Source organism: Nocardia tengchongensis (assembly GCF_054781395.1).
In genome coordinates, this window is record NZ_BAAGUM010000015.1 from 532,548 (window position 1) to 551,925 (window position 19,378).

The following is a 19,378-nucleotide window of genomic DNA, read 5'->3' on the forward strand; positions in this document are numbered from 1 at the left end:
TGACCGGCCACGGCCGCGGGCCAGGCCCACGGTCGTGGCCGGGATGGGCGTTTACCCGCGAGGTAATGGATTGCGGTGGTTGATCGTTCCTAGGATCGACGCATGGCGACACCGACCGCGGGCGACCTCCTCCGACAGTGGCGCACCACCCGCCGCCTCAGTCAGCTCGAACTCGCCGGGCGCGCCGACACCTCGACCCGGCACCTCAGCTTCATCGAGACCGGCCGCGCCACGCCCAGCCGCCAGATGCTGCTGCACCTGTCCGACGAACTGGACATCCCGCTGCGGGAACGCAATCGCATGCTGCTGGCCGCCGGGTACGCCCCCGTCTACGCCGAACCCGAACTCGACACCCCCGCCATGCGTCCCGTGCGCGACGCACTCCGGCAGATACTCACCGGTCTGGAACCGCATCCGGCCCTGGCCATCGACGCCGCCTGGACCATGGTCGACGCCAACGCCGGTATCGCCCTGTTCCTCGACGGCGTCGACCCCGCACTGCTGCGGCCGCCGGTGAACGCCCTGCGCCTCACCCTGCACCCCGACGGTCTCGCGGACCGCATCCTCAACCTCGCGCAATGGCGCGGACACCTCTTCGAACGGCTGCAACGCCAGATCGACGTGACCGGGTCACCCGACCTGGCGGCCCTGCTGAGCGAACTGCGCGCCTACCCCGGCGGTGAGGACGCACCCGGCCTGCCCGAACCCGACCAGGCCGTCGTGCCCTTGCGCCTGCGCCTGGACGGGCACGAACTCGCCTTCCTCAGCGTCACCACGGTTTTCGGCACCCCGATGAACGTCACCGTCGCCGAGCTCGCGATCGAAGCCTTCCTGCCCGCCGATACCGCCACCGCGGCCCTGCTTCGCGACCGGCTCACCGGCCCACCGAGCTGATCCGACTAGTCGGTCCGCGCGGGGGCTCCGATACCGCACAATGAGCATTCATGGACGTGCTCGCGCACCTCGCCGCCCTCACCGGCACCCCCGTCGCACGCCTGCGCACCCTCGGTCGCAGCCACGCCTGGACGCTGTACCAGGCCGACCTGGCCGACAGCCGCCGCGTCTTCGTCAAAGCCTTCGATCATGAAGCCGCCAACGGACTCCCGGACCTGGACGGCGTCCTCACCGCCGAAGCCGCCGGACTGCGCTGGCTCGCGGCCGCGCACCCGTCACTCGTCCCACCGGTCCTGGCAGCCGACACCCGCATGCTCGTCCTGCCATGGCTGCCGCCGCAATCCGCCACCGCGCCATCCGCGGAGCAGCTCGGCCGCGACCTCGCCACCCTGCACGCCGCCACCCCGGCCTCGTTCGGCGCACCCTGGGACGGCTACATCGCGACCCTGCCCCTGAGCAACGCCACCGGCTCGGGGGAGTGGGGACCCTGGTACGCCGAACACCGCCTGGCCCCCTACCTGCCCGCCGCCGCACCCGAACTCGGCCGCGACGGCGTGCGCCTGCTGGACCGCGTCATCGACCGCATCACCGACCTGGCCGGCCCACCCGAACCGCCCGCCCGCCTGCACGGCGACCTGTGGTCCGGCAATGTGCTGTGGACCGCCGACCGCGCACTACTCATCGATCCCGCGGCCCACGGCGGGCACCGCGAAACCGACCTGGCCATGCTCGCGCTCTTCGGCGCACCCCACCTCGATCGAATCCTGTCCGCGTATCAGGAAATCGCCCCGCTGAATTCGGGTTGGCGTCAACGGATTCCATTGCACCAACTGCACCCGCTGCTCGTCCACGTCGTGCTGTTCGGCGGATCCTATCGGGGCATGCTGTTATCGGCCGCTGCTTCCGCGCTCGCCGGCTAGTCCCGGCCAAGCTCGATTCCCCAGTGGCACGGCACTTTTCGTGTCATCTATATGCGTGGCCGCTGAATACTCGATTGCCGTGCGGTAGCGTCGGGGGAGTGCAGCTGCAGCGAATCCACCACGCCGCGATCATCGCCACCGACTACGGAAAATCGAAGGCGTTCTATGCCGAAATCCTCGGATTGCGGATCCTCGCCGAGAACTATCGGGCTGAAAGGCACTCGTACAAGCTCGATCTCGCGTTGCCCGACGGCAGCCGGATCGAACTGTTCTCGTTCCCCGAGCCCCCGCCGCGGCCCTCCCGGCCCGAGGCCGCCGGCCTGCGGCACTTGGCCTTCGCTGTGCCCGATGTGGAGCAAGCCCTGGCTGAGCTGCGGGGGAGGGGAGTGGCGGTCGAGGAGGTGCGGGTGGATGAGTACACGGGGAAGCGGTTCGCCTTCTTCGCCGACCCCGACGGACTACCGCTGGAACTGTACGAGGAGTGAGGATCGCGTCTCGGTGTCCCCGAGACATCACTATCGTTCATTAGGAGATGGAACTATGCGCATCTACGCATGTGCCTCTATTTCAAACAAATCCCGGCACGCACGACCGCGCACAACTTCCTGACCACACGCATCACCCTCCAACCTCGAAGAGGGGAGCGGGTATTCGATGCCGCTCGGTCGCTGGATTGGGCGCTCCCATACGATGGTTCGCATGACCAAAGTGCTCCTGAAGACCTCCGCCGGGGACATCACCCTGGAACTGGACGACGCCAAGGCACCCAAGACCGTTGCCAACTTCGTCGACTACGTGAAGGCGGGCCACTACGCGGACACCGTGTTCCACCGCGTCATCCCGAACTTCATGATTCAGGGCGGCGGCCTGACTGCGAACATGCAGCAGAAGCCGGCCCCGAACACGGTCGAGAACGAGGCCGCCAACGGCCTCAAGAACGACAAGTACACCGTCGCCATGGCGCGCACCTCGGCCCCGCATTCGGCCAGCGCGCAGTTCTTCATCAACACCAGCAACAACAACTTCCTGAACTACCCGGGCCAGGACGGCTTCGGGTACGCGGTGTTCGGGAAGGTCGTCGACGGCGAGGCTGTCGTGGACGCCATCGAGGGTGTGCAGACCGGCAACAAGTCCGGTCACCAGGATGTGCCGGTCGAGGCCATCACCATTCTGTCCGCCGAGCTGGTCTGACCTTCTCGCGACAACTGAACGAACGGCCCGGAACCTACTGGTTCCGGGCCGTTGTCGTTGTCGCGGACGAGGGTTCAGGCGTCGAGGACGCGAGGTTTGCGTTCGATCACCGGTGGCTGTACCGACCAGGGGAAGTTGATCCATTTGTCGGTGCGTTTCCACACGTATTCGCAATCCACTTCGGAGTGCGGTTTCTGGTAGATGACCGCGCAGCGGACTTCGGCGACGTGGTCGGAGCAGAAGTCGCGCACCAGTTTGAGGGTTTTGCCGGTGTCGGCGACGTCGTCGGCGACCAGGACGGTGGCGCCGGTGAGGTCGACGGCGCTGGGTACGGGCGGCAGCATGACGGGCAGGTCGAGGCGCTGGTCGATGCCGGTGTAGAACTCGACGTTCATGACGTGGAGGTTCTTGACGTCGAGGGCGTAGCCGAGGGCGCCGGCGACGAAGAGTCCGCCGCGGGCGATGGAGAGGATGAGGTCGGGTTCGAAGCCGTCGTCGGCGATGGTTTGGGCCAGTTCCCGCCCGGCGACTCCGAACAGTTCCCAGCTCAGTTCTTCGCGATCACTCATGCCCGACTCCGTTCTGCCCGCTGCGGTGGTCGTGGTGATCATACGAGCCGGGTCACGGCTGGTGGGTGATCGTGTACCAGAGCAGGCCGAGGGTGGCGAGGGCGAACAGTGGCACCAGCACCATGGTTTCCATCTTGTTGCCGGTGTGGTCGATGATCGGGATGCGGGTGCGCAGCTTCAGTGGCCACAGCAGGCGGCAGCCGCGGTCGGTGAGGCAGTCGCCGATGAGGTGGGCGAGGGCGCCGAGTCCGACGGAGAAGGGCAGCCAGAGCGGTTTGTCGCTGATCCAGTGGTCGATGGCGAAGGTGCCGCAGACCGCGAGGATGACGACGGTGCCCCAGGATTTGAGTCCGTCGCCGGTGGGCGCCAGCCCGAGGGCTTTGACGGCGAGGGCGAGCAGGAAGAACACCAGGGCGAGGGTGAAGTTGCGGCCGAGCAGGTGTTCGCCGGCCCACGTGCCGTAGGTGACGGCGGCGACGAAGGCGAAGGAGTGGGTGCCGTGGCGGTGCCCGCCGGAGATCCACGAGATGAACTTGCACGCGTAGTGCGAGATGGGCCCGAGCACATGGGAAATGGTTCCCGAGGGGTGGTCGGCGTCGGGCAGCAGCGCGGCGCCCGCGGTGAGGAAGGTGCCCATCACCAGATCGACGGAGCCGATGGCCCCGGATTGCACTGCGGGATAGGTCAAGACGGTGAACGGTAGCGCAGCGGCTGCCGCCGACCAGGCGAGCGCGCCGCTGGTCGCATGTGAATGTCCTAGCACCGCTTGAAGGTTAGCGGACGGTTTCGAAATGCTTTTCAGTGCAGCCGGTTTGGTTTTCGGGGTGTGTTCCGGATCGCTTTCGGGTGACCCGCATGCAGGCGGGCAGGGGCCTCCAATAGTCTCGGATCGATTGCGCTTTCCGTTCAGAGAGGAACCGGACATGTCGGTAGCGTCCGCGGTGAAGGATCAGATCCAGCAGATCGGTGGGGGATTCTTCTTCTCCCGGGAAGCGCGAGCCTTTGCGGAGAGCACGGGTGTGCCGGGCTTCCTGCCGGGATATACGCGGGGGCGTGGCGGTGTGCTCGGTGATGTGGATGCCGATGTGGTGACCGCGGCGTTCGGGTTCTTCCCCGCGGATTCGATTCGTGCCGCGTGGGAGGCCACGGCGTCGACTCCGGCCGCGGTGGGCGCGGAGGGGTATTTGAAGGCGTGCCAGGATTTCGGCCGCCGGAAGCTGGCGTCGTTCGAGGATGCCGGTCGGTTGGCCGAGCTGTTGGGGCTGGTGATGGCTGCGGCGAATCCGGCGGGTGTGCCGTTGTTCGCGGGGTGGCGGGCGCTGCCGTTGGCCGATGACGCGCCGGGGCTGGTGTTGCAGTTGATTCACGTGCTGCGGGAGCTGCGGGGCGGGCTGCACCTGGTGGGTGTGCTGGGCAGTGGTTTAACCCCGTTGCAGGCGGTGTTGATCGCGGGTTCGCCGTTGTCGGCGGGTCCGGATCAGGCCCGCAGCTATGGCTGGCCGGAGCCGTTCGAGGAGATCACCGCGGAGCTGAAGGGCCGTTGGATGCAGGCGGAGTCGATCACCGAGGATTTGATCGCGCCGGCGTTCGCGGTGCTCGACGACAAGCAGAGCGAGGAGCTGATCAGTTTGCTGACCGCTTGTCACGCCGCGGTGTTCGGCGGTCGCTGAGTTAGGGGCCGCGCGGGCGCGGTGAGCAGCCAGCGCCAGCGCGGCAGTTCGGCGATGACGGTGATCACGGCCAGGACGCCGACGATGGCGACAGCCCAGCCGGGCATGATCAGGATCGCGCCCCACAGTGCGCCCGCGAGCTGCAGCAGCATGAACCCGATGGTGACCGGGCCGGGAACGGCGACGGTCACCTGCTTCTTGTCGCCGGGGGTGGCGAAGACGCCGGGCGCACCGATGAGCACGATCACCGCCAGGATCGACCAGGCGATCGAGTAGTGGGCCAGCCCCCACGGCAGTGTCACCCAGGCGACGAGTTCGGTCAGCACGCGCAGCACAGCGGGGATGCGGCCGCGGTCGGTGAGGTTGGGTGAGGTGGTGGCGCGTTCGAGCATGCGGTGAGAGTCGCACACGGCGGGTGCGGGCGCACACCGGATGCGTGCGCCCATGGCCGGGAAGTGGTTCAGCGGTGCAGGAATTCGAGGGTGACGCGTTCGAAGGCTTCCTTGGCCTCGTACATGACCCAATGCCCGCATTTAGGGAAGATGTGTAGTTCGGCATTGGGGATCTGGCGCAAGGGGATGAGCGCCATGTCCGTCGGGCACTGGCGGTCGTCGGCGCCCCAGGTCATCAGCACCGGGCTTTTCACCTTGTGCAGCATGGACCAGTAGGGTGGGGTGGGGGAGTTCTCCATGAACTGCTGTTGCAGCGCAAGCGCTTCGGACCCGTACATGGCTTTGAGGCTGGCTTGGGCGGCGGGTTCGGTGGCGGCGTTCCACCGTTCTTCGACGAGGTCGTCGGTGATCATCTTGGGGTCGTAGATCATGCACCGCAGCCAGCGCTGCAGCCCTTCGCGTGAGGGCGCGTCGGCGAACTCCGACAGCAGCCGGGTTCCTTCGCTGGGGTTGACCGCGAGCAGGCTGTGCCCGACCCCGCCGATCGCGATGATCTTCTCCACGCGCTGCGGGTGCTGCATGGCGACATTGACCGCGACCACACCGCCCATGGAGTTGCCGATCATGGCGGCGGAGTCGAGCCCGAGGGCGTCCATGAATCGCACGACGGAGTCGACGGCGGTGAGCACCGGATGCCCAGGCACCGGATCACTGACCCCGAATCCGGGGAATTCGAGGACGTAGCAATGGAAGTGGTCGGCGTAGAACCCGAGGTTGGTCCGAAAGTTCCGCCACCCGTTGACGCCGATCCCGGACCCGTGCAGCAGCAGTAGGGGAGGCCCGTCGCCGGCTTCGTGGTAGCGCAGAACGCCTTTGTCCGTAGTGATTTCGCGTCGGGTGTTCTCGTATGTGACATCCACTCCACCAAGATAGAACAGGTTCTAGTGCTATGTCACCGATATGTCGGCAAAAATTTCCCATGCTCACATGCGGACATGCGCATTCGAACCTTCGAACTCGAAATTGCCCGGCCGCCGCGGCGGCCGAAACCACCACCACCGCATCTAGCCCCGCGGGTTCCCGTCCCGCTGGCATGATCGGGGTCCGATGGCGGAAGGGGAGTTCATGGTTGGGGTGACGATCGGTCGAATCCAGCGGTTGCGCAGTCTCATCGAGCATCCGCGCACCGGGGCTGCCGAACGAGCGGCGGCGCAACGCATGCTGGACCGCCTGTCGAACAAGTCGGGGGCGACTTCCGTTCGGTCGGGTGACCGCGATTACGGTGCGCGCCATGCCCGTCCGGGTAGGCATGCGAGTCCGTCGCGTATCGCGGAGATGATCGCCGACGACATCGCGCTGGTCCGAACGGCCACGCTCGCGGATGGTGATGTGGGTTTGGCGGTGGTCAGTGCGCTGCGTGATGCTCCCGCCCAGCTGACTTACACCGTCGAAGCGCCTGCGGAGGCAGGGATTCTCATCACTGTCGGTGCTGTGCCGGCCGCGTGGGCCACCGACGCTGACGGATTCGACTCGGTGGCGCTGCGGGCGCTCGTGGTGGAGCTGACCGAGCTGATGAACGCCTACAACCATGACGGCGTCGACGTCGCCCGTCGTTTCGTCGGCCGTGTTCGGATTCAGACCGTGGCCTGATCGGTCGGCCCGATACGCGTGGTGCCCCCGAACCGCGAACGGTTCGGGGGCACCACGGTTACCGATGGATCAGACCGGAGCGATCAGACCAGGTCGAAGCGATCCAGTTCCATGACCTTGGTCCAGGCCGCGACGAAGTCCTTGACGAACTTCTCCTTGGAGTCGTCCTCGGCGTACACCTCGGCCAGCGCACGCAGCTGCGAGTTGGAGCCGATCGCCAGGTCGACGCGAGACGCGGTCCACACGGTCTTGCCGGTGGCGCGGTCCTTGCCCTCGTAGGTGCCGTCGTCGGCCGAGGACGGACCCCACTTGGTGGACATGTCGAGCAGATTGACGAAGAAGTCGGTCGTCAGCACACCCGGCTTGTCGGTGAACACACCCAGCTGCGAGCCGCCGTGGTTGGCGCCGAGCACGCGCAGGCCGCCGACGAGGACGGTCATCTCCGGCGCGGACAGGGTCAGCAGGTTGGCCTTGTCGAGCAGCAGGTACTCCGCGGGGATGCGGGTGCCCTTGCCGACCCAGTTGCGGAAGCCGTCGGCGACCGGCTCGAGCGCCGCGAAGGACTCGACGTCGGTCTGCTCCTGGGTGGCGTCGGTGCGGCCCGCCCGGAACGGCACCTCGATGGCGAAACCGGCTGCCTGCGCGGCCTTCTCGACACCGGCGTTACCGGCCAGCACGACCAGGTCGGCGAAGGAGACCGGCTTGCCGAACCCGGCCTGGATGCCCTCGAGCACCCGGATCACCTGGGCCAGCTCGTCGGGCTGGTTGACCTCCCAGCCGGCTTGGGGCTGCAGGCGGATGCGGCCGCCGTTGACACCGCCGCGCATGTCGGAGCCACGGTGCGAGGACGCCGCGGCCCACGCGGTGGACACCAGCTGCGCGACGCTCAGACCCGAGTCGAGGATCTGGGCCTTGAGAGCCTTGGCGTCGGCGTCGGAAATGAGCTCGTGGTCCACGGCCGGGATCGGGTCCTGCCACAGCAGGGTCTCGGCGGGCACCTCGGGGCCGAGGTAGCGGACCTTGGGGCCCATGTCGCGGTGGATGAGCTTGTACCAGGCCTTGGCGAAGGCGTCGGCCAGCTCCTCGGGGTGGTCGAGCCAGCGGCGGGTGATCTGCTCGTAGACCGGGTCGATGCGCAGCGACAGGTCGGTGGTGAGCATGGTCGGCAGCTTGGCCGGGCCGTCGAAGGCGTCGGGGATGATCGCCTCGGCGTTCTTGGCGACCCACTGGTGGGCGCCGGCGGGGGAGGAGGACAGTTCCCACTCGTAGCCGTAGAGGGTTTCGAGGAAGGTGTTGTCCCACTTGGTCGGGGTGGGGGTCCAGGTGACCTCGATGCCGGAGGTGATGGCGTCCTTGCCGACGCCGGTGCCGTAGCTCGACACCCAGCCCAGGCCCTGCTCCTCGAGCGGCGCGGCCTCGGGCTCGGGGCCGACGCTGTCGGCGGGGCCCGCACCGTGGGTCTTGCCGAAGGTGTGGCCGCCGACGATGAGCGCGGCGGTCTCCTCGTCGTTCATGGCCATGCGGGCGAAGGTCTCGCGGATGTCGACCGCGGCCAGCTGCGGGTCGGGGTTGGCGTTGGGGCCTTCGGGGTTGACGTAGATCAGACCCATCTGGACCGCCGCGAGCGGGTTCTCGAGGTCACGCTTGCCGGTGTAGCGGGCGTCGCCGAGCCATTCGGTCTCCGGACCCCAGTACACGTCCTCTTCGGGCTCCCACTGGTCGACGCGGCCGCCGCCGAAGCCGAAGGTCTGGAAGCCCATGTCCTCGAGGGCGACGTTGCCGGCGTAGACGATGAGGTCGGCCCACGACAGCTTCTTGCCGTACTTCTTCTTGACCGGCCACAGCAGGCGGCGGGCCTTGTCGAGGGAGGCGTTGTCGGGCCAGGAGTTCAGGGGCGCGAAGCGCTGCATGCCGGCGCCCGCGCCGCCGCGGCCGTCGCGGATGCGGTAGGTGCCCGCGGCGTGCCACGACATGCGGATGAAGAAGGGACCGTAGTGGCCGAAGTCGGCGGGCCACCAGTCCTGGGAGGTGCGCATGACCTCGACGATGTCGGCCTTGACGGCGGCCAGGTCGAGGGTCTGGAACTCGGCGCGGTAGTCGTAGCCCTCGTCCATGGGGTTGGCGACGGCCGGGTTCTTCTGCAGGATCTTCAGGTTCAGCTGGTTGGGCCACCACTGACGGTTGGCGTTGCCGCCCTCGGCCGGATCGGACATCCGGTCGTGCAAGACGGGGCAGCCACCGGCGGCGGGTTCGGTATTGGCTTCACCGATGGGCGGGGTTTCAGGCACGGTGTGTCGTCCTTCCGGTAGGTGTGATCTTGTTGTCGACCACGAGTGTGGCCGCTACTTGTTTTGTGTGGCAGCGGTTTTCGAGCAGTCGGGGCACAGGCCCCAGTAGATGACCTCGGCTTCGTCGAGCGCGAAGCCGTTGGTGTCGGAGGCGGTGAGGCAGGGTGCGTCACCGACGGCGCAGTCGACGTCGGCGATGACTCCGCAGGTGCGGCACACGACGTGGTGGTGGTTGTCGCCGACGCGGGTCTCGTAGAGGGCGACCGATCCCATCGGCTGGATTCGGCGGATCAGCCCCGCGGTGGTCAGAGCTTTGAGAACGTCGTACACGGCCTGGTGTGACACTCCGCCGAGGGTCTCGCGGACGAATCCGAGGATCGAGTCGGTGTCGGAGTGGGGATGCTCGTGCACCGCGGTCAGTACCGCGAGCCGCGGTGCGGTCACACGCAGAGCGGCCCCGCGCAACATGCGCTCGAAATCTGTAGGCGTGGGCACAGCCCGAAGTCTGCCCCTTTTTCTGGAATCAATCAAGTATTGATTCGGCGTGTGGGGAAGATTTTCGCGGCGGGATCCGATACGCCGCCCCGCCCCATCTTTTGGGGGCACAGGTCGTGCCGGTGGCTGTTAACGCTTTTGCGCCGCCCACCCGGATCAGGGGTTTCCGCGGAAGCCTACGACGAACTGCGCTGAACCACAGGCGATTCCGCGAATCCGATGCCCTCGAGGGTCGTAACAGGCGCTCCGACCCCGCTGATGTGCAGCATGCATGTCATTGGTCGGGTTTCGCATCTGGAGGTTCTCATGGGAATCAAGTCACTGGTTGTCGCCGCACTCGCCGCGGGAGTCGCCCTCACCGCCACGGGTTGCGACCCGAGCGACACCCCCAAGCCCCTGCCCACCACCGCCCCCGCCGGCCAGACCACACCGGCCACGGCGCAACCCACCCAACCGGGCCAGGACACCCAACCCGGCGGCAACAGCCCCGGCACCACCGACGCCCCGGCCCCCACGACCGGAGCCCCCGCCGGCGACCCGGCCACTCCGGCCCCCGGCGGCCCCGCAAAATGCACAACCTCCCAGCTGATCCTGGACAAGGGCTACGGCGGCCAGATCGGCGGCACCTGGTTCCTGAAGTTCATCAACAAGAGCTCCACCAGCTGTGTCCTGGAAGGCTTCCCGGGCGTCTCGCAAACCAACGGCCCCCAGGGCGACCCGGTCGGCGAACCCGCCGACCGCGACAAGGGACCCCAAGCCCCGCAGGTCACCCCCGTCACCCTGACCGCCAACGGTGGTGCCGCCAAGTTCGAATTCATCAGCTACCCCAAACAGGTCAACGCCTGCGACGCCCTGCGCACCAACACCCTGCGCGTCTACCCGCCCGACAACACCGAATCCCTGACCCTGCCCTGGGACAACCTGATCTGCCCGAGCCCCCAGCGCATGCTGCTGGTCCGCGCGATCACCCCCGCCTGAACCTTGGCGACTGCGGAGCGGCGACTGCTCGGACCGTCTGGAAACGGTCAGGGGTCCGGGCCGGTCCGCCGCTGACCGCCGGATCGGGTCAGGAGACCGGCTGCCACACCAGTGTCGCGGTCGCGCCGGCGGGCAGCGTGTAGGCGGCTCGGCGTCCGGACTCGGTGGGGTGAAGGTGTGGTCGGCGCCGTCATGTGCGGTGACCACGAGAGCCCGGCCGTGGTCGGGGTTCTCGAAGGCGACCGCCTCGAGGCCACACCGCGAGCCCGAGCACGGCGTGGTGGGCAGGCGCTGGGGGAGGTCGAGGCAATCTGCTGGGCGCCGGGGTGAATGAACTTTTGGTCTGCCAGCTCTGGTTTCGTTCGCATTCGCTGAACTACTAGGGGAGTGCTGACCGGCAAGGGGGTGCTTACCGCTTCACAGGTGCGAACAGCCACCGCGCCGGGCCCGGATCCCGAACCGTAGGACTTGCGTCGCGGTGGGTCCCGATCGATGAGACTGTGCCCGCTCACCGGGGCTCGGCCGCACCATTGTCGGTGGTGCCGATCACACTCGACTCAGGAGGCACCGCTTGCGTTTCCACTTCGCCGAAGCCGCCGGTGACCCGGCACATTGGCTGCCGCTGGCCCGCGCCGTCGAGGACGCCGGCTTCACCGGAATCTGCCTGGCCGACAGCCTCGCCTACCCCTCCGAATCCGACGCCGCCTACCCGTACACCGACGACGGCAACCGAGAATTCCTGCGCGGCAAAGCCTTCATCGAACCACTGGTCCTGGCCGCCGCCCTCACCGCGGCCACCACCCGCCTGCACTTGACACCGTTCGTGCTGAAACTGCCCGTGCGGCCCCCGGTCCTGGTCGCCAAACAAGCCGCCTCCATCGCCGCACTCAGCGGCAACCGCCTCTCGCTCGGCGTCGGGATCAGCCCCTGGCCGCAAGACTTCACCATGATGGGCGTGCCGTTCCCGCACCGCGGCCGCCGCCTCGACGAATGCATCGACATCGTGCGCGGACTGTGCGGGGGAGGACCCTTCCACCATCTCGGCGAGTTCTACGACATCCCCGAGATCGAAATCAACCCTGTCCCCACCCAGCCCCTGCCGATCCTGCTCGGCGGCCATAGCGACGCGGCCCTGCGCCGCTCGGTCATCCGCGGTGACGGCTGGATGAGCGCCGGCGCCGCACCCGCCGACCTCGACACCATGCTCGCCAAATTGTCGACCCTGCGCCGAGAACTGGCCCCGGACAAGACTTTCCGCACCTTTGCAGTCTCCCGCGACGCCTTCACCCCCGCCGGCATCGCCCGCCTCGCAAAGTCCGGCGTCACCGACGCCATCATCGGCTTCCGCGGCCTGCACGAACCCGGCTCCGACCGCCGCACCCTCGACGAGCGCATCGAACAGATCCAGAAGTTCGCCGCCACCGTGATCGCCGAAACCGGCAGCGCCGCCTGACATCACCACCCGCGACAAGACAGGGGACACCCATGGACGCCATCGAAGCCATCCGCCGACTCAAGTACCGATACCTGCGTGCACTCGACCTCAAGGACTGGGCGCTGTTCGCCGGCACCCTGACCGAGGACGTCACCGCCGACTACGGGGACCGGCTCTCGTTCACCAACCGCACGGACCTGGTCGCCAAGATGAGCGAAAGCCTGCCCGCGTCGATCATCACCGTCCACCAATGCCATCACCCCGAGATCGACATCGACGGCGACACCGCGACCGGCATCTGGTACCTGTCCGACACCGTCATCTTCACCGAAACCCGCCAGATCCTCACCGGCGCAGCGTTCTACGAGGACCGCTACCGCCGCGATGCCGACGGGGAGTGGCGCATCAGCCGCACCGGATACACCCGCACCTACGAAGCGATGCAATCACTCGACGACACACCGACCTGGCAGCTGCTCGCACACCGCTGATCAGATAACCGTGCAGTTTGGGGGACGCCCACATCAGCACTACTTAACATAATGTTGATTATCGGCGCGGTTACGGCACTGGTGTTGATCTTGAAACATGCTGCGTGCGTTGGGTATTCACGCCGTGCGTTACAGCGAGCCCGGCCCGGCTGGCGTCACCGCGCGTGCGTCTTCCCCCGCGTGTGTTTGTGTCGCACGCTGGGTCAGATCAGCCCACATGAATATTTCAGGCCATTTGGCCCCCTGGAGGAAAATTTCCTGTTTCGTCCAAATGGGCTAATTGTGGCCGGGTTTCGGGCCGTCGGAGCTCCCTCCGCTACTCCCCTTCAACCGGCTCGCCCACCTCAATATGTCACAGTGACGTATGTTGCTGTTGTGACTGGAGTCGATGTACCGCGCGCGTGGCGGCGGCGAGAAGAACGATCGGCGGAATCCAGTCACGAATGCCTGGACGAGCCACCCATCCGTCGTCCGGCCCGAATGCGAGCAGGTCGTAGTGGATGTCGGCGGCGTATCCCTGGAGATACGCAACCGCAGACGGTGCTCTGTTGGCACCGACTGTGAGGTGAATGATCCGGTCGCCTGCCCCGGGAACAACTAGTTGCGGACCACTCAATCTATTCATTTCCAGATAACGAGCAACAGCTGTGGCGACCTCGCCGCGAAACTCTACGCCGGCGATATCGACGATCGCCGGCGCCGGCTGATTCTTGCGGGATGCAGGATTGCTGTACAACTCGAAACAATCCGTTTTCGTCTCAGCGCCTTCGATGAGCATGGACCTTGGATCGCTACCGCGAGTTGCGGTGTTAGCGGTTCGGGAAAACAGAGGTCGGATGGCACGAAAGCGACTAATTGGACGAGATGGACTTCAAAATCGAACAAAAGGTGCAAATGTCCATCCGAATTCGACTCAATATATGGCTATATGACGCTTTTCTCTCAAAATGGACTCAAGATTTTTTAGGAGAATCGCTGCGGCAAAACGCGCATAGGGGCAACCTCTCCGCTATATCCTCGCCCTATGAGTCACCTGGAGATTAGTCCTCGAGCCGGGTGTGATCGGTTCGCTAGGGAATTGCGACCAAGTGAAAGGTTGCAGCTGTCAAGAGCGTCTTTCGAAGTCGCAGTCGGCATGGCTGAACGCCTCAGCGGCGGACCTGGGACAGGGGATCGGTCCGACAGCGGCCTGCTGGACTCGGTCGCTGTCAGAGAGTTTCAATTGAGCCTCCTGCACGTCTTCAGTGTGTTGTCAGGAGAAATTCAAGGGTGGATCGCAGCCGCAGTCGAATGCGCACTGGACCACTCGGCGGACCTCGGTGATATCGCATCGGTGACGGGAGTCAGCCGAGCCGAGACGTACGAACGGTGGCGTCGCGACGAAACCACCAGGGCATCGCTCATCGTCCTTTCACAACCGTGGACAGATGCCTTGTGCCCCGACAGCGATCGATATGAGAATGACCGCGGATGGTGGCGTGTGGGGACGAGTGTCCGACACGACGCACGGTATGCGATCGTCGTGGTCGACCGGAGGGTCAGCCGCGTCTACCTGATAGACCCGACAGGATGGGAACCCGATGGTTCGGGTGGTAAGTGGCGGTTTCAAGCATTCGGCGCGACCCCTCTCACCGACAAACAGGTCGCGTCCGCGGTCGCGCGCGGTCATTTGCCGGCGCGGATCGGTGACTACTTTCCCGCTCCTGCTGATAGGGGCTGCACGCCCTGGAGGTTTGCGAATTCTTCGATCATATGGAACGGCCCATTATGACGGCGCCATCGGTGGAGATGCGCTCTGACCTGTGTCTGGCGGGTACCGCGAGGGAAGCCGCGGAGCAGTTCCTGTGCTCGATCGACTCGTTCAACACCTTCCGCGCCTACCGTATCGCAATACTCCGGACGGTCGAGTGGGTCGAAAACAACGGTTCGGCCGACACCGAGGGAGCGAATCGGCTCCTGGCGTCGGTTACCCCCGAGGAAATCGGTCAGGCCATGGTCTCGTTATGGTCGGCGGCGAGGAGTAGTACCTGGAATGCGCGTCGCGCGGCAGTGCTCTGCTGGTTGAGTTGGTGCCGCGAGCGGGGCTGGACGGCACCTACGATGCCGGCAGACCTGTCCAGAGTGAAACCTGCGCCCGAGCCGGTGACTGTGCTTTCGCGAGTGGCGATCGAAAGCCTCACCGCCCGTGAGGCAATCCACCTGCGTGAGAAGACGCTGTGGTGGATGATCTTCGAGACGTGCGCTCGCCCCCGCGAACTGCTGCAGGCCGATATCGAACACCTCGACCTGGTGGAGCGTAGTTGCCGAGTGCGGTCACGCCGGTCGGGTAACGGCAGTGGCCGCCCCGTGGAGGCGACACTGCAGTGGGGGCCGATGACTGACCAGCTTCTTCCTCGGTTACTGCGGGACCGGACGCAGGGCCCGGTATTCGTCACGCACCGTCGGCCCCGCGCGGGCAAGTTCGTGGGCTGCGGTGATCTGTGTCCCCAGACCGGTCTGGCGCGGCTGTCGTACGACCAGGCCAGATACCTGCTCGACAGCGTGACCGCGGTGGACGGACTCGGTACCGGATGGAGACTGCATCACCTTCGTGACTCGGGTTTGGCCCATCTTGCTGCCTCGGGCATCGACGTGGGTGAACTCATGAGCAAGGCCCGCCACCGCAGACCGGGCCAGCTCCGCCGTTACGTGATGCCGTCCGAATCGAAGCTCATGGAACTGTAGTCGTGCGCATTCGTATTCAGGAGAAGACATTCGGACTCGGCAGAAGGGTCGGTCAACCGCGGGCGCCACCACCGACATGATGTCGGCGCTCGAGCGGGATCAGGGCACGGCGGATCGGCGCAGGCGGTTCTGGAGTATCCGGACGGCGTGTCGGTTCGAGTCTGTTACGCAATTCATCACAAGTCGAAAGAGAGGTCATTCATGGCAGGACGGCATGTGGGTTGTTCGACCAGGCGATTAGGGTCTGCTGGATCGTTCGTCGCCCTCGCGGCGGTTCCGTTGTCGATGACGCTGTTCGAGGTCTCCCCGGCCTTGGCGGACGCGAGCAATCCGCCCACGGTGACCAGCCGCAACGATACGAGTGGCAAGCGGCCTGTGCCTGATGGCAGCCTCGCGCCGGTCGACCCGTCCAGTCTGCACCTGCCCACTGCCCTCGCCCCGCCCGTCGCACCGATCCAGGCGCAAGACGGGACCATTCGTATCGGCTCGGCTTCGATCGGACGGCCGGATTGGGTCGACCCTGGGCTGACCGCAGGAATCAACGACTCCTACGGGCAGACGGAGGCCATGCTGGCCCAGGGATTCGACTCGCTCGGGTTCGCGCCGACGCGGTCGGACCGCATGGCCGCCAACGCGCTTGCCGGTGCACTCGTGGGCAATGTGGTGGCGGCCGCCGTGATCAGCCCGTTGACTTCCACCGGTGCAATGGTCGGTGCCGCCGCCGGTTTCATTTCCGGCATCCCCTTCCTCCCAGTGGGTTTGGTGGTCGTACCGGTAATCGGCGCTGCCATCGGTGCCGCAGTGTTCGCGATCCCTGCGGCCGTGGTCGGTTCGGCGATCGGGGCGGGTGTGGGTGCCCTTGTCGGTGCGTTGGAACCCGCGGTGCCGACCCTGCCCGTCGATCGGACGCCGCTGGACCTATAGCCGAGCCACTATCGCGCTCCCCCGGTTCGCCGCCCAACCCACCCTGATACGTCACAGTGACGTATCAGGGTGGGTTGACTGGATGGTGGATGCTGTTGCTACCCGGCCGGATTGGGCGATCTCCGTGCCCGGTAGCAACAACTCGGAGCCACTATCAGCGGATCGTACCGAGCCCCGGGATCAACGGAAGATCCAGCGGCGTAACCCAACCCGGCGGCAGCGCATTGACGGCCGCGACGGCGTTGAGGGCCCGCATGCCGGTGGACAGGCAGCCCGCTACCGCCGGGGTGCGCCCGGAGCCGTCGGTGAAGCGGAACGAGGTTTCCTGGGAAATCGAAGGGCTGCCGAGGATGTCGACGCGGTACACGTCGTCCTTGGTGCCGGCGGGCCAGTCGGGGGCGGCGTCGAGACCGATGCGGTTGACGTGTTCGAGAGTGATCACCTCACGGCCTTGGTAGACGCCGTTGATGGTGAAACGGATGGCAGCGACGGTACCCGCTTTCACGCCGCCCTTGGCAGAAGGACGGTCGGTCGGGGTGACCCATTTGTCCCAGGTGGTGGTGATGGCGTCGAGCTCGATCCCGGCGGCCGCGGCGATCATGGGAACGGTTGCGCCCCACGCCATGATGAGCATGTCGGGGTGTTCGAGCAGGGCTTGGAATTCGGGCGGGTGCCCGATGCCCATCTCGAATTCGTAGTCGCCTTCGTAGTCGGTGTAGTCGAGCAGTTCGGAGGCGCGCACGGACTGCACTTCGCCGCACAGGCCCATCAGGGTGAGCGGGAACAGGTCGTTGGCGAAGCCGGGGTCGATGCCGGTGGTGAAGCACGACGCTCCCCCGGCCTCACACGCCTCGGTAATGGGGTCGCGCCACACGGCGGGCAGTTGTTTCATCTGCGGCCACACCCACGGGGTCATGGCGGTCGAGCAGACGTCGATGCCCGCGCGCAGGAAGGCGCCGATGACGCGCATGTTCTCGTCGGCGAACGCGGCGGTGGGCCCGTAGTGGACGACGGCGTCGGGGCGCAGCGCGATGAGTTCGTCGACCGAATCGGTGGCCAGGACACCGGTTTTCGCCGCCCCGCACAGGTCTCCGGCGTCACGGCCGACCTTGTCGGGGTTGCTGACGCCGACGCCGACCAGTTCGAAGTTGGGGTGGCGCAGGATTTCGCTGAGCACCATGGAGCCGACGACGCCGGTCCCCCACAGCACGATGCGCTTGTTCACGGTGTCTCCCTTGTTCATCGGTGGAACTCGCCGCAGTCGACGGTGAGCATCTGGCCGGTGACGGCGGTGGCGAGGTCGCTGGCCAGGAACAGGGCGGCGCGCGCGACCTCTTCGGGTGCGGCCAGGCGGCCCAGGTCGGTGGGTGCGGCCTTCTGGGCGTAGATGTCGTCGTGGGTGACGCCGGCTTGGCTGGCCAGCCAGTCGAAATACGCCTTGTTGATGTCCTCGTACACGTACGAGGGTGCGACGGAGTTGACGCGGATACCGCGCGGCCCGAGTTCGGTGGCCAGCGAGGAAGCCAGGTGGGCGAGTGCGCCTTTGGACAGTTTGTAGCCGGAGTATTCGGGCTGGGAACTGTAGGACACGCACGAGTTGAGCATGATGATGGAGCCACCGGTGGCGGCGAGAGCATCAGCGAACAGGGCGGAAAGCCGCAGCGGCGCGAAGACGTTGGTCTCGTTGGCGTTGCGCAGCGCCTCGACCTCGATCTGGGTGATCGGGTACATGGGCGGGATCGCGAAGGCGTTGTTGATGAGGCAGTCCACGCGGCCCAGTTCGGCGACGACGGTCTCGGCCAGGTTCCGGCGTTGGGTTTCGTCGGTGATGTCGGCGCGCACGACCAGCGCGGTGCCGCCGAGGGCGCTGATCTCGTCGGCGTATTCGTGCAGGCGTTTCTCGGTGCGTCCGGCCAGGGCGAGGGTGGCGCCCATGTGGGCGGCCTCGATGGCCAGGGAATGGCCCAGTCCGGGGCCGACGCCGGAGATCACGACCACCTTGCCGGCCAGCAGCGGCACGGGGCGATAGGCGGGGGTGGGGACAGCTGACACGACTCCTCCTCGAGTCCTCAGCGGTTACATAATGTAACGACTTTGATGTGACAGACTGTAACGACTCCTTCCCGCAGCGACAAGGACCGATTTCCGTGACCACACGCCACCGGCTGGGCCCGCACCGCGACCCCGCGGTGGACACCGCGGTCCTCGACGCCGCCCGCGCCCTGCTCGTCGAACAGGGCTACACCGCCACCTCCATCGACGCCATCGCCGCCCGCGCCGGGGTCAGCCGCCCGGCCATCTACCGGCGCTGGCCCTCCAAAGCCCACCTCATTGCCCAAGCGGTATTCCCCGACGTGGGTTCGGCGGTCGTCGCCCCGGATCTGCCCGGTGAGATCGCCAAGGTCATCCGCGGAACCATCCAACTGTTCGGTTCGGCCGAAACCCGTGCCGCCATGCCCGGATTGATGGCCGAGATGCGTCAGGACTCGGGCCTGTACGAGAAACTCTCGGCGCGCCTGGACTCCCCCACCCGCGACGAGCTACGCGACTACCTGCCCGGTGCGTCCACCCGCCCGGGCCTGGACCCGAACACCGTCCTCGACACCATCGCCGGGGCGGCCTTGTTCGCCATGGTCATCCGCGATATCGACGATCTCGACGGTTTCGCGGCCTCGCTCGAGGATCTGCTGCTCTACGGCATCCTCGGACAGCGCCCCACACCCGAATAGGGTCCCGCCGCACCGCTGATCGAGCGAA

21 protein-coding genes are annotated in these 19,378 nt (G+C 66.4%); 12 read left to right on the forward strand and 9 right to left on the reverse strand.

Annotated features, from left to right (window positions below):
- The first annotated feature begins 102 nt into the window (after nucleotides 1–102).
- From ACYVKL_RS29010 to ACYVKL_RS29025, 4 genes are all read left to right on the forward strand, one after another.
- Nucleotides 103–894 (forward strand): helix-turn-helix domain-containing protein, encoded by a 792-nt coding sequence (locus ACYVKL_RS29010; RefSeq protein ID WP_379166303.1) that lies wholly within the window; start codon nucleotides 103–105, stop codon nucleotides 892–894.
- A 50-nt stretch (nucleotides 895–944) separates the two neighbouring features.
- A complete protein-coding gene (locus tag ACYVKL_RS29015; RefSeq protein WP_379166304.1) occupies nucleotides 945–1,814 on the forward strand; it encodes a fructosamine kinase family protein in 870 nt (289 codons plus the stop codon).
- Between the two features lie 98 nt (nucleotides 1,815–1,912).
- Nucleotides 1,913–2,299, forward strand: coding sequence for an SMU1112c/YaeR family gloxylase I-like metalloprotein (gloA2, locus tag ACYVKL_RS29020; protein WP_379166305.1), 387 nt, complete (start codon nucleotides 1,913–1,915; stop codon nucleotides 2,297–2,299).
- A 214-nt stretch (nucleotides 2,300–2,513) separates the two neighbouring features.
- Nucleotides 2,514–3,005, forward strand: coding sequence for a peptidylprolyl isomerase (locus ACYVKL_RS29025; protein WP_213555772.1), 492 nt, complete (start codon nucleotides 2,514–2,516; stop codon nucleotides 3,003–3,005).
- Nucleotides 3,006–3,079: 74 nt separating this feature from the next.
- Here the strand turns inward: ACYVKL_RS29025 and ACYVKL_RS29030 are convergent, their stop codons facing one another.
- Together ACYVKL_RS29030 and ACYVKL_RS29035 are read right to left on the reverse strand one after the other, a co-directional pair.
- The gene (locus ACYVKL_RS29030) at nucleotides 3,080–3,574 is read right to left on the reverse strand and encodes a phosphoribosyltransferase (protein WP_379166306.1); all 495 of its coding nucleotides are present in this window, start codon (nucleotides 3,572–3,574) and stop codon (nucleotides 3,080–3,082) included.
- A gap of 52 nt (nucleotides 3,575–3,626) precedes the next feature.
- Nucleotides 3,627–4,337, reverse strand: coding sequence for a metal-dependent hydrolase (locus ACYVKL_RS29035; protein ID WP_357197089.1), 711 nt, complete (start codon nucleotides 4,335–4,337; stop codon nucleotides 3,627–3,629).
- Between the two features lie 160 nt (nucleotides 4,338–4,497).
- Here ACYVKL_RS29035 and ACYVKL_RS29040 point away from each other — a divergent pair, with 160 nt between their 5' ends.
- On the forward strand, nucleotides 4,498–5,244 hold the full coding sequence (locus tag ACYVKL_RS29040) for an SCO6745 family protein (RefSeq protein ID WP_379166307.1): 747 nt from the start codon (nucleotides 4,498–4,500) through the stop codon (nucleotides 5,242–5,244).
- Here ACYVKL_RS29040 and ACYVKL_RS29045 read toward each other — a convergent pair.
- Both ACYVKL_RS29045 and ACYVKL_RS29050 read right to left on the reverse strand, forming a co-directional pair.
- Nucleotides 5,217–5,636 carry a hypothetical protein gene (locus ACYVKL_RS29045; protein ID WP_379166309.1) on the reverse strand — a complete coding sequence of 140 codons (420 nt, stop codon included), beginning with the start codon at nucleotides 5,634–5,636 and terminating at the stop codon, nucleotides 5,217–5,219. The two genes, ACYVKL_RS29040 and ACYVKL_RS29045, sit on opposite strands and share 28 nt — an antisense overlap.
- 68 nt (nucleotides 5,637–5,704) lie before the next feature.
- Nucleotides 5,705–6,556, reverse strand: coding sequence for an alpha/beta fold hydrolase (locus ACYVKL_RS29050; protein ID WP_379166310.1), 852 nt, complete (start codon nucleotides 6,554–6,556; stop codon nucleotides 5,705–5,707).
- 205 nt (nucleotides 6,557–6,761) lie between these two features.
- On the opposite strand from ACYVKL_RS29050, the gene ACYVKL_RS29055 reads away from it, so the two are divergent.
- Complete coding sequence (locus ACYVKL_RS29055) at nucleotides 6,762–7,286, forward strand: hypothetical protein (RefSeq protein ID WP_379166311.1); 525 nt, start codon at nucleotides 6,762–6,764, stop codon at nucleotides 7,284–7,286.
- An 83-nt stretch (nucleotides 7,287–7,369) separates the two neighbouring features.
- Here ACYVKL_RS29055 and katG read toward each other — a convergent pair whose 3' ends face one another.
- Both katG and ACYVKL_RS29065 read right to left on the reverse strand, forming a co-directional pair.
- Nucleotides 7,370–9,574 carry a catalase/peroxidase HPI gene (katG, locus tag ACYVKL_RS29060; RefSeq protein WP_379166312.1) on the reverse strand — a complete coding sequence of 735 codons (2,205 nt, stop codon included), beginning with the start codon at nucleotides 9,572–9,574 and terminating at the stop codon, nucleotides 7,370–7,372.
- 54 nt (nucleotides 9,575–9,628) lie between these two features.
- Nucleotides 9,629–10,042: a Fur family transcriptional regulator gene (locus ACYVKL_RS29065; RefSeq protein WP_379166713.1), complete on the reverse strand. Its 414-nt coding sequence runs from the start codon at nucleotides 10,040–10,042 to the stop codon at nucleotides 9,629–9,631.
- A 333-nt stretch (nucleotides 10,043–10,375) separates the two neighbouring features.
- On the opposite strand from ACYVKL_RS29065, the gene ACYVKL_RS29070 reads away from it, so the two are divergent.
- From ACYVKL_RS29070 to ACYVKL_RS29080, 3 genes are all read left to right on the forward strand, one after another.
- Nucleotides 10,376–11,047 carry a DUF4232 domain-containing protein gene (locus ACYVKL_RS29070; RefSeq protein ID WP_379166314.1) on the forward strand — a complete coding sequence of 224 codons (672 nt, stop codon included), beginning with the start codon at nucleotides 10,376–10,378 and terminating at the stop codon, nucleotides 11,045–11,047.
- 571 nt (nucleotides 11,048–11,618) lie between these two features.
- A complete protein-coding gene (locus ACYVKL_RS29075) occupies nucleotides 11,619–12,500 on the forward strand; it encodes a TIGR03619 family F420-dependent LLM class oxidoreductase (RefSeq protein WP_379166315.1) in 882 nt (293 codons plus the stop codon).
- A 32-nt stretch (nucleotides 12,501–12,532) separates the two neighbouring features.
- Nucleotides 12,533–12,973 carry a nuclear transport factor 2 family protein gene (locus ACYVKL_RS29080; protein ID WP_379166316.1) on the forward strand — a complete coding sequence of 147 codons (441 nt, stop codon included), beginning with the start codon at nucleotides 12,533–12,535 and terminating at the stop codon, nucleotides 12,971–12,973.
- A gap of 352 nt (nucleotides 12,974–13,325) precedes the next feature.
- On the opposite strand, the gene ACYVKL_RS29085 is transcribed toward ACYVKL_RS29080, so the two are convergent.
- Nucleotides 13,326–13,751, reverse strand: coding sequence for a hypothetical protein (locus ACYVKL_RS29085; RefSeq protein ID WP_379166317.1), 426 nt, complete (start codon nucleotides 13,749–13,751; stop codon nucleotides 13,326–13,328).
- Nucleotides 13,752–14,725: 974 nt separating this feature from the next.
- Here ACYVKL_RS29085 and ACYVKL_RS29090 point away from each other — a divergent pair.
- Nucleotides 14,726–15,697 carry a tyrosine-type recombinase/integrase gene (locus tag ACYVKL_RS29090; RefSeq protein WP_379166318.1) on the forward strand — a complete coding sequence of 324 codons (972 nt, stop codon included), beginning with the start codon at nucleotides 14,726–14,728 and terminating at the stop codon, nucleotides 15,695–15,697.
- A gap of 285 nt (nucleotides 15,698–15,982) precedes the next feature.
- Complete coding sequence (locus ACYVKL_RS29095; protein WP_379166319.1) at nucleotides 15,983–16,621, forward strand: hypothetical protein; 639 nt, start codon at nucleotides 15,983–15,985, stop codon at nucleotides 16,619–16,621.
- A gap of 154 nt (nucleotides 16,622–16,775) precedes the next feature.
- Here ACYVKL_RS29095 and ACYVKL_RS29100 read toward each other — a convergent pair whose 3' ends face one another.
- Nucleotides 16,776–17,864 carry an NAD(P)H-dependent amine dehydrogenase family protein gene (locus tag ACYVKL_RS29100; protein WP_379166320.1) on the reverse strand — a complete coding sequence of 363 codons (1,089 nt, stop codon included), beginning with the start codon at nucleotides 17,862–17,864 and terminating at the stop codon, nucleotides 16,776–16,778.
- A complete protein-coding gene (locus ACYVKL_RS29105) occupies nucleotides 17,861–18,673 on the reverse strand; it encodes an SDR family oxidoreductase (protein WP_213555757.1) in 813 nt (270 codons plus the stop codon). Before ACYVKL_RS29105 ends, ACYVKL_RS29100 begins: the two co-directional genes overlap by 4 nt.
- 95 nt (nucleotides 18,674–18,768) lie before the next feature.
- Between ACYVKL_RS29105 and ACYVKL_RS29110 the strand changes: the two genes are divergently transcribed.
- Entirely contained in the window at nucleotides 18,769–19,350 is a 582-nt protein-coding gene (locus ACYVKL_RS29110) for a TetR/AcrR family transcriptional regulator (protein WP_379166321.1), read from the forward strand.
- Nucleotides 19,351–19,378: the final 28 nt, after the last annotated feature.